The organism is Massiliimicrobium timonense, from assembly GCF_042850985.1.
Classification (GTDB): domain Bacteria; phylum Bacillota_I; class Bacilli_A; order Erysipelotrichales; family Coprobacillaceae; genus Allocoprobacillus.
In genome coordinates, this window is sequence record NZ_AP031415.1 from 2,402,608 (window position 1) to 2,415,015 (window position 12,408).

The 12,408-nt window shown below is 31.6% G+C and carries 13 protein-coding genes; all 13 read right to left on the reverse strand.

What is annotated here, in order from left to right; genetic code table 11:
• Positions 1 to 56: 56 nt before the first annotated feature.
• Positions 57 to 3,275 carry a carbamoyl-phosphate synthase large subunit gene (carB, locus tag ACGHJ8_RS12560; RefSeq protein ID WP_390540701.1) on the reverse strand — a complete coding sequence of 1,073 codons (3,219 nt, stop codon included), beginning with the start codon at positions 3,273 to 3,275 and terminating at the stop codon, positions 57 to 59.
• Between the two features lie 230 nt (positions 3,276 to 3,505).
• Positions 3,506 to 4,708, reverse strand: coding sequence for a threonine ammonia-lyase (ilvA, locus tag ACGHJ8_RS12565; protein ID WP_211962929.1), 1,203 nt, complete (start codon positions 4,706 to 4,708; stop codon positions 3,506 to 3,508).
• A 47-nt stretch (positions 4,709 to 4,755) separates the two neighbouring features.
• On the reverse strand, positions 4,756 to 4,920 hold the full coding sequence (locus tag ACGHJ8_RS12570; RefSeq protein ID WP_390540703.1) for a hypothetical protein: 165 nt from the start codon (positions 4,918 to 4,920) through the stop codon (positions 4,756 to 4,758).
• Positions 4,921 to 5,317: 397 nt separating this feature from the next.
• Positions 5,318 to 6,193: an Rpn family recombination-promoting nuclease/putative transposase gene (locus tag ACGHJ8_RS12575; protein ID WP_390540705.1), complete on the reverse strand. Its 876-nt coding sequence runs from the start codon at positions 6,191 to 6,193 to the stop codon at positions 5,318 to 5,320.
• A gap of 168 nt (positions 6,194 to 6,361) precedes the next feature.
• Positions 6,362 to 6,784, reverse strand: coding sequence for a PPC domain-containing DNA-binding protein (locus ACGHJ8_RS12580; protein WP_390540707.1), 423 nt, complete (start codon positions 6,782 to 6,784; stop codon positions 6,362 to 6,364).
• Between the two features lie 11 nt (positions 6,785 to 6,795).
• The gene (locus tag ACGHJ8_RS12585; protein WP_087360571.1) at positions 6,796 to 6,969 is read right to left on the reverse strand and encodes a DUF4250 domain-containing protein; all 174 of its coding nucleotides are present in this window, start codon (positions 6,967 to 6,969) and stop codon (positions 6,796 to 6,798) included.
• The gene (locus tag ACGHJ8_RS12590; protein WP_390540709.1) at positions 6,969 to 7,787 is read right to left on the reverse strand and encodes a Cof-type HAD-IIB family hydrolase; all 819 of its coding nucleotides are present in this window, start codon (positions 7,785 to 7,787) and stop codon (positions 6,969 to 6,971) included. Before ACGHJ8_RS12590 ends, ACGHJ8_RS12585 begins: the two co-directional genes overlap by 1 nt.
• 102 nt (positions 7,788 to 7,889) lie before the next feature.
• Positions 7,890 to 8,156 carry a PH domain-containing protein gene (locus ACGHJ8_RS12595; protein ID WP_390540711.1) on the reverse strand — a complete coding sequence of 89 codons (267 nt, stop codon included), beginning with the start codon at positions 8,154 to 8,156 and terminating at the stop codon, positions 7,890 to 7,892.
• A gap of 412 nt (positions 8,157 to 8,568) precedes the next feature.
• The gene (locus tag ACGHJ8_RS12600; protein WP_390540713.1) at positions 8,569 to 9,009 is read right to left on the reverse strand and encodes a DUF188 domain-containing protein; all 441 of its coding nucleotides are present in this window, start codon (positions 9,007 to 9,009) and stop codon (positions 8,569 to 8,571) included.
• Positions 9,006 to 9,575, reverse strand: coding sequence for a rhomboid family intramembrane serine protease (locus tag ACGHJ8_RS12605; RefSeq protein ID WP_390540715.1), 570 nt, complete (start codon positions 9,573 to 9,575; stop codon positions 9,006 to 9,008). The genes ACGHJ8_RS12600 and ACGHJ8_RS12605 overlap by 4 nt, the downstream gene beginning before the upstream one ends.
• The gene (locus tag ACGHJ8_RS12610; protein ID WP_390540717.1) at positions 9,565 to 10,362 is read right to left on the reverse strand and encodes a DUF5011 domain-containing protein; all 798 of its coding nucleotides are present in this window, start codon (positions 10,360 to 10,362) and stop codon (positions 9,565 to 9,567) included. The genes ACGHJ8_RS12605 and ACGHJ8_RS12610 overlap by 11 nt, the downstream gene beginning before the upstream one ends.
• Before the next feature lie 87 nt (positions 10,363 to 10,449).
• Positions 10,450 to 11,880 carry a glutamate--tRNA ligase gene (gene gltX / locus ACGHJ8_RS12615; protein WP_390540719.1) on the reverse strand — a complete coding sequence of 477 codons (1,431 nt, stop codon included), beginning with the start codon at positions 11,878 to 11,880 and terminating at the stop codon, positions 10,450 to 10,452.
• A 5-nt stretch (positions 11,881 to 11,885) separates the two neighbouring features.
• A complete protein-coding gene (gene ispF / locus ACGHJ8_RS12620; RefSeq protein ID WP_087360181.1) occupies positions 11,886 to 12,365 on the reverse strand; it encodes a 2-C-methyl-D-erythritol 2,4-cyclodiphosphate synthase in 480 nt (159 codons plus the stop codon).
• Between the last annotated feature and the right edge of the window lie 43 nt (positions 12,366 to 12,408).

Consider the following 12,408-nt stretch of genomic DNA (forward strand, 5'->3'; position numbering starts at 1 on the left):
TTCAACTATTTTTAACCAAAAAAAAGAGAATAGATAACTCCATTCTCTCATTGATTTTATTGAATTTCACTATGATATTCTTGTAATGATTTGACTGCATGGCTACCATGAATCTTCATTTCCATAATTCCTTCTAACGCAGCTTTTGCAGCTGCAATGTTTGTCATATATGGAATTCTCATCTTAATAGCTGTTTTTCTGATATAGCTATCATCATGAGCACTTTGTTTACCATGAGGTGTATTGATCACCATAGCAAGTTCACCATTTGTAAGAGCATCTGTAATGTTTGGACGTCCTTCATTTAATTTCTTAATTTTTTCAACTGGTACACCTGCTTCTTGAATTAAAGCATAAGTATTTCCAGTTGCTACAATTGTAAATCCAGCATCATAATATCCTTTAGCAAGAGATACAACTTGTGGTTTGTCCATATCGTTAACACTGATCAATATTTTTCCTTCAGTTGGTAAGATTGTTTGTGTCGCTTCTTCAGCTTTATAGATAGCTGCTCCAAATGAACTTCCTAATCCTAATACTTCACCTGTTGATCTCATTTCTGGTCCTAAGATTGGGTCAACTTCCGGGAACATATTGAATGGGAATACAGCTTGTTTAACACCTACATGTGGGATTTTCTTTTCTGTTAATTTTGGTACTGGTGATTCTCTACCAGTTAATTCCATTGTCACAATATCAGTTGCAATCTTCACCATATTAACATTACATACTTTAGATACTAAAGGTACTGTACGTGAAGCTCTTGGATTGGCTTCAAGAACATAAACTTTATCATCAGCAATCGCATATTGCATGTTCATAAGTCCACGAACATTCATTTCTTTCGCGATTTTCTTTGTATATTCTTTGATTGTTTCTAAATGTCTCATTGGAATATGTTTAGAAGGTAAGATACATGCTGAATCTCCAGAGTGAATACCAGCTAATTCGATATGTTCCATAACAGCTGGAACGAAAACATTTGTTCCATCACTAATAGCATCTGCTTCACATTCCATTGCATTATTTAAGAATCTGTCAATTAAGATTGGACGATCTGGTGTCACACCAACGGCCGCAGCCATATATTGTTTTAAGCTGTCATCATCATAAACAACTTCCATTCCACGTCCACCTAAGACATAAGAAGGTCTTACCATTAATGGATAACCAATTCTTTTAGCAATTTCTAAAGCTTCTTCAACATTGACAGCCATTCCTGATTCTGGCATAGGAATTTCTAATTTTTCCATCATTTCATTGAATAAATCTCTATCTTCTGCCATATCAATTGTTTCAGGTGTTGTTCCTAAGATATGCACACCATTGGCTTTTAACTGAGAAGCTAAGTTTAATGGTGTCTGTCCACCAAATTGAGCAATCACACCAACTGGTTTTTCCTTATCATGAATACTTAAAACATCTTCTAATGTTAATGGTTCAAAATATAATTTATCAGAAGTATCATAATCCGTAGAAACTGTTTCTGGATTACAGTTGACAATAATTGTTTCAAATCCTAATTTCTTTAAAGCAAGTGAAGCATGAACACAGCAATAGTCAAATTCAATACCTTGACCAATTCTGTTTGGTCCTCCACCTAAAATCATAATTTTTTTCTTATCATGATGAATATCACTATGATCTTTCGCATTATATGTAGAATAGTAATATGCACTATCTTTTGTTCCACTAACATGAACTGGTTCCCAAGCTTGAGTGATGCCATTATCAATTCTTTCATTTCTGATACTATCTTCAGAAACATTTAAAATCTGGCTTAAATATTTATCTGAGGAACCATCTTGTTTAGCTTGTCTTAAAACATCTACTGGCAACTGTTTTCCAGCATATGATTTTAACATTTCTTCTTCATCAACCAATTCTTTCATTTGTTCAATGAAATAATGTTTAATACTTGTTAATTCATATAATTCTTCAACAGTTGCTCCTTTTCTTAAAGCTTCATACATGATGAATTGTCTTTGACTTGTAGGAACTGTTAATTTTTCTAATAACTGTTCTTTTGTTAATTCATTGAAATTCTTTGCATATCCTAAACCATATTGACCAATTTCAAGAGAACGAATCGCTTTTTGGAAAGCTTCTTTATAAGTCTTACCAATACTCATAACTTCCCCAACAGCTTTCATCTGTGTTCCTAGTTTATCTTGTGCACCTTTGAATTTTTCAAAAGCCCATCTTGCAAATTTAATAACAACATAGTCACCATCTGGTACATATTTATCTAAAGTTCCATATTTTCCACATGGAATTTCATCTAAAGTTAAACCAGCAGCTAACATAGCTGAAACAAGGGCAATAGGGAAACCTGTTGCTTTTGAAGCTAATGCACTAGAACGTGATGTTCTTGGATTGATTTCAATAACAACAATTCTATCAGTTTCAGGATCGTGAGCAAACTGAACGTTTGTTCCACCAATAACACCAATTGATTCTACAATTCTAAAAGCCTGATCTTTTAAACGATCTTGAACATCTTGAGAAATTGTCAACATTGGCGCACTACAGAAAGAATCTCCAGTATGAACACCTAATGGATCAATGTTTTCAATAAAACATACAGTAATCATATTGTTTTTAGCATCTCTGACAACTTCTACTTCTAATTCTTCCCATCCAAGAATAGATTCTTCAATCAAACATTCATGAACAAGACTTGCCTGTAAACCACGAGAAACAACTGTTTTTAATTCTTCAACATTATAAACAAGTCCTCCTCCGGCACCACCCATTGTATAAGCAGGTCTCACAACAACAGGATAACCTAATTTGTCTGCAATTGCGAGAGCTTCATCAACTGTATTCGCAATTTCACTTCTTGCCATATCAATACCAAGTTCATTCATGGCTTTTTTGAATTCTAAACGGTCTTCCCCACGTTCAATCGCATCAACCTGCACACCTAGAACTTTGACATTGTATTTATCTAAGACTCCAGCATTATGTAATTCAGCACATAAGTTTAATGCTGATTGTCCACCTAAGTTAGGCAATAAGGCATCTGGTCTTTCTTTTTCAATAATTTGTGTTAATCTTTTTAAATTCAATGGTTCAATATAAGTCACATCAGCAGTTTCTGGATCTGTCATGATTGTTGCTGGATTAGAATTGACTAAGACAATCTTGTATCCTAAACTTCTCAATGCTTTACATGCCTGTGTTCCTGAATAGTCAAATTCACAAGCCTGACCAATAATAATAGGTCCTGAACCAATAACTAATACTGTGTTTACATCTTCTCTTTTTGGCATATCTTTTCCTCCTTATCCATAAAAAAGACATATCAAATCAAATGATATGTCCTATAACAAATATAAAAAATAAGAAAAACAAGACTTTGGAGAAACAGCTATTTGATTCGTTGTTTTTAAACCAAAATCCATCATTTTTCTCATTCCTTTCCTTATCCTTAATAAGTATATATTTTTGTATTTATACATTCAAGAAAATGATAAATAATAATCAAAAAGATAATATATTATCAATTTATTCTTGTAATTTCATATCCCTCTTTGGCAAATGTATCTATAATTCTTTGTATATGCTTTTCTCCATTCGTTTCACAAGTCACACGCAATTCTACTTCAGAGAAACGAGCAAAGTTTTTAAACTGATTATGTTCCACTCCTATAACATTTGCATTACACTGTGACAATACATGAGAAACATATTCCAATTCACCAGGTTTATCTAATAATTGAACAGTAAATGTAAAAATACGTCCTCTTGCGATTAACCCTTTATTAATCATAGACGAAATTGTTAAAACATCAATATTTCCACCACTAATCAATGATACAACTTTTTTATTCTTTTCATTTAATTTCTTTAATGCTGCAAGAGATAAAATACCTGAATTTTCAGCGACCAGTTTATGTTTTTCCACAAGCAACAAGAACGCATCCATCAATTCATAATCAGAAACCGTAATAATCCCATCTACATATTCTTTAATATAATCAAAAGTCATATCACCAATTTCTTTAACGGCTGTCCCATCCGCAATTGTATTGGCTTCTTTTAAAGCCACAACCTGATCTTCATTAATAGCCGCTAAAGCACTGGCAGCACCTTCTGGTTCTACTCCAATAATCTTGATCGTTGGTTTGATTTGTTTGGCTGCACAGGCAATCCCTGAAATCAATCCCCCACCACCAATTGGCACTAAGATAATATCTGCTTCAGGCAATTCATCAAGAATTTCTAATGCAATTGTTCCTTGCCCTTCAATGACATCTTCATCATTAAACGGATGCACAAATGTATATCCATGTTCCTTTTGTAAATCACAAGCTTTCTGATAGGCTTCATCATAAACTTCACCAGCCAAAACAACCTCAGCCCCATGTGCTTCTGTTGCTTCTACTTTAATTAATGGTGTATGTTTAGGCATTACAATTGTCGCCTTGACACCTAATTTAGAAGCTGCGTATGCCACCCCTTGCGCATGATTCCCAGCCGAAGAAGCAATTAAACCTTTAGCTTTCGCTTCATCATCCATTTTAACAATCTTATTGTATGCCCCTCTAATTTTAAAAGCACCTGTTCTCTGCAAATTTTCTGGCTTAATATAAACCTGATTCTTACATTCTTTTGAAAAAGCTTCACTATATATCAAGGGAGTAGGAATAATCACTTCATCAACTCTCTTTTTTGCTTCTTGAAAATGCTTTAAATCTAACATATCGAATCTCCCTTCTTTTTACATTTTCATCATTATAACACAACCCATTATTTATTTGAACTCATTTTTTTCCTATTCATAAATACAAAAGATATGTTTTGGTTAAATACAAATTTGCATATGAAAAAGCCACTCATTTCATCAAAGTTCTCCAGTCTATATTCATGCACATCCACGCCAACATCATATCTATCAATACCTTCTTCAATCATTTTAAAATTATAATTTCTTTCATTATGTTGATGTCCATGTCAATGAATAGATCTTTTCAAATAATGATGACATTCAAAAAGATATTTCAATTCTTTATAATCACATATTTCCTCAAATAAATATTCATCATATTTTATTCCACATAACTAAAAAATCGTTTGATTAGTTTTATCCAAATATCATTTCATGGTGAGATTTTCTAAAATATAAATAAAGTCTTTTTTCATAAGTTGATTCCAATATTGAATCAATGTTCCATTCATATCATCAACATTTGGAAAGGGACTACAATATAAGCGTAAAGCATTTTGATATCAAAAATGACAATGAATATCATAAATAATAATCATTGCCATTTTTAATTATATCTTTATGTCATTCTTATGACTTTTCTTTTTATAACCACTTCAATACATCTTCTTCATTATGTATTTCAAATATATGGATGATAATACTATCAAGTGTTTCTTCCTTACTATTAACGATCTTCATCTCTAAATCTGGTTTCAATTTTCCTAATAGTTTTTCTAACAATTTCAAAACAACACTTAACTTTCCTTGTTGTTTTCCTTTTTCTATACCTGACTTTTCTGCATCTTTCCAGAATGAATACATTTCCACTGTTCCTCCATCTCCTCTCATTTTTTCCAGTATGTCTTCTCTCCCTGTCAATGTTGCCAGTACTCTGGCTACCGCTTTTGTAATGATCATCTTCTTCAATCCTTCTTCATCTTTTCTCCATATTGTCTTTAATCCACTGATGACCTTTTTATTGTCTTCATTTTTCAGTAGATTTTCATCCATCTCCTTCATGTCCACAACCCTCATCTTCCAGTCATTCTGTTTTCTCTTGATTTCCTCTGGTCCTTTGACTCTTTCCAGCAACGATGTCACGGCATTCCATTTCCCTTCGCCATGAAACAATACGACACTCATCACTGGCATCAGCATATGATTCTTGAATCGCTTATCCTGCATGTTGTAGACCAGTGCATCATAAAGCAATGTTCTTGATGCCATTGTAAAGTCAACACAGCTTTGAGCTTCAAGAATCAAGATAGCTTGAAAATCCTTTCTTTCCCACATCATGATGACATCATGGGTGCGTTCCTTAGAAAGAAAGTCACCAATAAATATCTCTCTGGAATCAAGAGGGTGAAGGTCACAGGGATGGATAATAACATGACCATCAAAGAAAAGAGCATTCATGAAGTCAGCAAAATGGATAGGATAAGAGAAGAAATCCTTCAACACATGATCCTTTTTCATCATTGAATCCCTCCTATAGAGGAGAGGCTAAACATATTATACACAAATCTTTGCTTATAGTAAACACCATATAATATTTCTAACCTCTCTATTATTTATATACGCAAAAATATTTCATTTTTCTTTTTTTATTTCAAACTTTTTTTAATAAAATTAAAAAAAGTTTGCCTTCTAAGCAAACTTCCATAAATTCAAACCAATATCCTTATTCAACTCTCGATCTATTTTGCCATCAATGATTGTTATAACCATTTCACATGTTGCACTCACAATAGCTTTATTTAAATGTCCACCAAAGACTTCACCTTTTTCATTTCCCACACTCATATGTAAATGACAATAAAACTGATCATTCATCGTATCAATTGTTCCTGTTAATGAAACAATTTCAAAACTCCCTTGAAATGAATTTGATAGATAGTGTTTTGTATCCGTTTGAAAGACACCAATTGTGATATCTTTAACAGCACCTAATGCTTGAATACTTGCAAGTGTAATATTTTCTTTTAAAGCTACTTTTTGAACTTGTTCCAATATTTCTTCATCTTTATCAATTCTCACTAAAATAGTCTGATCAAATCTTTTATATTCCATAAATGTTCTCCTTATTTAAACTGATTATTCATTTCATCATAAATATAATCAATCTTTTTCAATGTTTCTATAATATCCTGTTTAGAAACATCCAAATCATCACATAAACTTTCTAATGAATCATATTGATCTCTTAATTTCATATTAATAAAACTTAAAAGCATGGCAGGATCTTTTGGTAACATTAATATTCAACTCCTTTATATATCTGAGATAATACATAGGCTATACCATCTTCGTTATTTGATTTTGTGATCATATTGGCACGTTGTTTGACGCCATCAACTGCATTTTCCATTGCGACACCAAGCCCAGCATATTCAATCATACTTAGATCATTGTAGCCATCTCCAAATGCCATCACTTCTTCTTGTTTTATATTTAAGCTCTTTGCTAGACGATCAAGCGATGTAGCTTTATCAATTCCTTTTGACATGACTTCTAAAAAGAATGGAGCACTTCGATAAATACTCAAACTATCACCAAAAGGCTTTTTAAATTCCGATTCAATAGAAGCAACATAATCCGGTTTTCCAGTTAATAAAACTTTATGTATTGGGTCTTCTAGTATATCCATAAAAGATGAAACCTTATTTTTATGAATATCATTAATTTTAGCTTCTAAACAAACATATTCATCATCTATATCTTCAGTATAAATCATATCATTTTTATATGTCATACATGCTAAATCAAATTGTTTTGCCCTTTGATAAGTCTTTTGAGCGTCTTCTACTGTCAAAGTCTGTTCATAAATTGTTTCATTCGTTTTTGCACTGGTAACTCTTGCCCCATTAAACGATAGTAGATAACCACCAAATTGATCTAACATCAATTCTTTAGCTTCATGTCTAAGTCCAGCTGTTGGTCTACCAGAAGCTAAAACAATTTTCACACCTTGTTTTTGTACTTGAATCAAAGCTTTTCTAGTTTTAGGTGTAATCTGATTATTTGAATCTTTTAAAGTTCCATCCAAATCTAATGCAATTAACTTATATTCCATCATGACCTCCTGTTTTTTATTATCTTAATTCATTTCTTTCGTTTTGTCTATATAAGCTTTATGTTTTTCATTTGAGATAGTTATAATTACACATCAATACTCTTATTGATATACATTTTTCTTTAAAAGAATATTTTTGATAAAATCATCATTATCTTTTAATGATATATAAAAATCTTTATCTTTTGTTGTCATATGAATCCTATCTAATGAATTTGCTGAGGAAGCCATAGGATTTTTACTCTTTTCTAATTTTAAAATATCTTTTATTTCAAATCTTTCTTTAGAAAATCCATAATAAAAAACAAAATAATCATCATATAATTCAATATAGTTTCTAACCATAACTGGTATCCACACCAAATTCATTGAATAATACGCAACCCACAGTAATATCCACCATATATGAGAAACAATACTGGCATCACACAAATAAATGAATATGGGACATATATCATAAATAACAAATATCACTATAAGCCAAAAGCTATTTTTACCTTTATATACTTTCATACCAATCTCCATCTTTTTTGAATGAATAATTTTGATTTCATTTTTCTATATACTATCTTCATATCATGTTAACACATTTTATACAAACAATATAGAGCATACTTCAATTTCAGACTCAAAAATGAACATTAAAACAACATATAATTAATGCCACATTTATCTTTTCAAATAATAGCTAACTTACTTATCAATATTTCTTCATATGAATCTTCTAATTACTAGTTAACCCATGTTTATATTATTTTTAATTTGACAAAAAAACTTAACCCTATCGGTTAAGTTTTTTCAACAAATTCTCTAATTGTGCTAAAAAATATTGTTTATCTTCTTGTGTTTGTTTTGAAGGCCCTTTGATATGTTTTCCACTTTTTCTTTGATGAGCGCCAATATAACGTCTTAACAATAATTCATCAATATTCTGTGATGTTATCTCCATTCCTGATATATGTAAGATATAAGCACCTTTTCCCAGTGCTAAAGCAGCTAATCCGTAATCTTGTGTAATCAATATATCCTGCTTTTGTAAATGCGATAGAAGCAACAAATCAACACTATCATGACCAACATCACATTCAATGACTTGATAAGGAACATCTTTTAATATATGAGCATAGTCTACATAAACATGCATTTCTATATGATATGTCTTTGTTAAAGAATAGATTTCATCTTTATAGGGTGTTGCATCCCCATCAACGAGTATTCTCATACAATATGTAAAGCTAAAATCATAACCATTGCGACAATACCACCAATCAGTCCACCAATATGTCCTGTTTTAGAAATATGTCGATCTATAAATGTGTATACCAAATTAATGACAATCACAAGTGCAAAATTTTCTAAAACGGACATAAAAGGTCCACCCAATACATATCCTAAAACAATAATAGCTCCAAAAAAGCCAAAAACAACACCACTGGCACCAATAGTCAACGTTTGATAATAACGTGATGATATTTGTGATGCACTATAACTCAGCATTGAACTTAAGATCATAGAAATAACAATTAAATATAAGTAAGGCACCGTTCCTAAACAAGCTTCTAAGAAATGCCCTATTTGATACAGGGCATAGGCATTCATCAAGAAATGAAAGAATTCCGCATGTATAAAATGACATGTGATAAAACGCCAATATTGATGACGTTCTTGAATATATGGGGGATAAAATCCCCCAAGTCTTAAAGCACAACCCCACTTATCACCATGTTGTATAAATTGAATATATATAAATATAAGTGCACATATTAATACATAAATATTAGTTATCATTTTCTACCTCGATTACTGTAATTGTTCTCATTTGCTGTGTTGTATTCCCATCTTTATCACTAACAGTATACATAATTTCATAAACACCCGGTGTTTGATTATCAACTTGGCCATTGATAATGATACGTGATGTAATATCTCCTTCAATATCATCAGTTGCCTTTACACCTGCTTTTAAATCAATAGATTCACCAACATGTATTTCCACATCCTCAATACCTTCAATAACAGGTGGACGTTTATTCTTTTCAACCACAACCTTCACTCTTAAAGCACTAGATTGATTTCCATGTTTATCTTCTACAATAATTCTTTCAATCTGTGTTCCTTCCATTTGAAAAGATTTTGTTTTACTCTTTTCCTGTGTTTTTTCATTATAAAAATATACTTCTGTTTGTGAATGATCTTCTACATTTTGTATTAAATCTTTAGCTTCTAATGTTTCACCTATTTGAATATGCCATTCAACTTTCTTTAATTGAAACTTGGGTTTAATTGTGTCTTCTACAACAATTTCAAAATATTGTGTTTCATTAAAATAAGTAATAGATGCCTGATATTTTCCTACTTCTTTAGAAACATGGGATAAATCTAATTTAACATTTTCTAAAACAGAATGATTCGCATTGACATATTCACTCACATCTGTAGGTATATCCTGTCCATATTGAAATGTAAACACATTTCTTTTTAGTTTAATTGGGGAAATTGTTAATGCTAAATAGATTAAAAGTACATCAACAAGAATAAAAAAACTTAAAATTGAAACAATAATCTTATTTTGCATTCTATACACCCCCTAATAAATAGTATATCACAAAAATATGAAATTCTTGTGTCTAATGACTATTTTTTCACATGGAAAAAGAAGGTATTAACCTTCTAATCTTGATAAGACTTTTTCCTTTCCAAGTAAAACAATAGATTTCGCAAGATCTGGTCCATGCATAATTCCTGTTGTGGCAATACGAATAGGCATATACAACATCTTACCTCTTGCTTTGGCTTCTTTTTGTGTTGCTTTAATACAAGCAAAAACATGTTCTTCATCAAATTCTTCATCACTTAAATTTGACAAATGATTTTTAAAGACTTCTAAAGTATGAGGAATACTTTCATCTTGCATGAATTCTTTTGCCTCAACACTGACTTGCATTTTATCTTCAAAGAATAGCGCTACTTGTTCAACAATTTCTTCACCATAGCTGATATGATCACGATGAACATCAATTAACTTTTGAATCCATTCTTCACTTTTATCAGATAAATCATAAGCTTTCTGTAAGAATGGTAAACACAAATTAACAAGTTCATCTAAAGATTTTTCTTTTAAATATTGACCATTCATCCATTTTAATTTATCGTTATCAAAAATAGCTCCTGATTTAGAAATACGATCAACACTAAATTCTTGAATCAATTCATCCAATGTAAACAATTCTTTTTCTTCTTTAGGTGACCACCCTAATAAAGCAATATAATTTAAAATCGCTTCACTTAAAAATCCCTTAGAAATTAAATCCTGATAAGAAGCATCTCCATTACGCTTACTTAATTTATGTGTTTCATCTTTCATTACAGGTGGGCAATGAATATAAACTGGTGGTTCCCATCCAAAAGCCTGATATATTAAATTATACTTAGGTGTAGATGATAAATATTCGTTTCCTCTTACAACATGAGTAATATTCATCAAATGATCATCCACAATATTTGCAAAATTATATGTTGGATAACCATCACTCTTTAACAATACGCCTTCTGATAATCCAGCATTTTCAACTTCAATATGTCCATAGACTTCATCTTCAAAAGAAGTAATTCCACTACTTGGAATTGTTTGTCTGACAACATATTTTTCCCCATTGGCTATTCTTTGTTTTGCTTCTTCTAAAGTTAATGATTTACATGGATCAATATATCCTAATTCTTCATGATCAGCATTTTCTTTTTTCGCTGCTTCAATTGTTTCTTCATCACAAAAACAATAATGTGCACCACCTAATTCAACCAGCTTATCTGCATATTCCTTATAAATTGCTAATCTTTGTGATTGAATATAAGGACCTACATCTCCTGGTTTATCAGGACCTTCATCATAGTGAAGTCCTGTTTTATCAAGCACATCATAAATCATAACAACTGCTCCAGCGACTTCTCTTTCCTGGTCAGTATCTTCAATTCTTAAAATAAAATCCCCACCATCATGTTTGGCGATTAAATATTCATATAAAGCGGTTCTTAAATTCCCAATATGCATATATCCTGTTGGACTTGGGGCAAATCTTGTTCTTACTTTACTCATCTTTTCTATCCTTCCTTATTTAATAATACAACGCTTTGGGCAACAATACCTTCTTTTCTACCAACAAAGCCCATTTTTTCTCCTCTTGTCGCTTTAATATTCACTTGTGTGATGTCACAATGTAAAACTCTGGCAACATTTTCTTTCATCAGTGGAATATGTGGTGCCATCTTTGGTTCTTCACATAAAATCAGGCTATCAATATTTCCAATTGTATAACCATTTTGTTTCATCATATCATAAGTATGTTGCAATAAAAGCATTGAAGAAATCCCTTTATATTGTGGGTCAGTATCAGGAAAATGCTTTCCAATATCTCCAAGTCCCATCGCTCCAATAATACTTTCAATGATCGCATGTAACAAAACATCTGCATCACTATGTCCTTTTAAACCTTTTTCATAAGGTATTTCTACTCCACCTAAAATTAGTGGTCTGCCTTCAACTAATTGATGAATATCAATAGATTGTCCAATTCTCATCATAAACATCACCCTTTCTGCCCTATTCTAGCACAAATAAGGACAA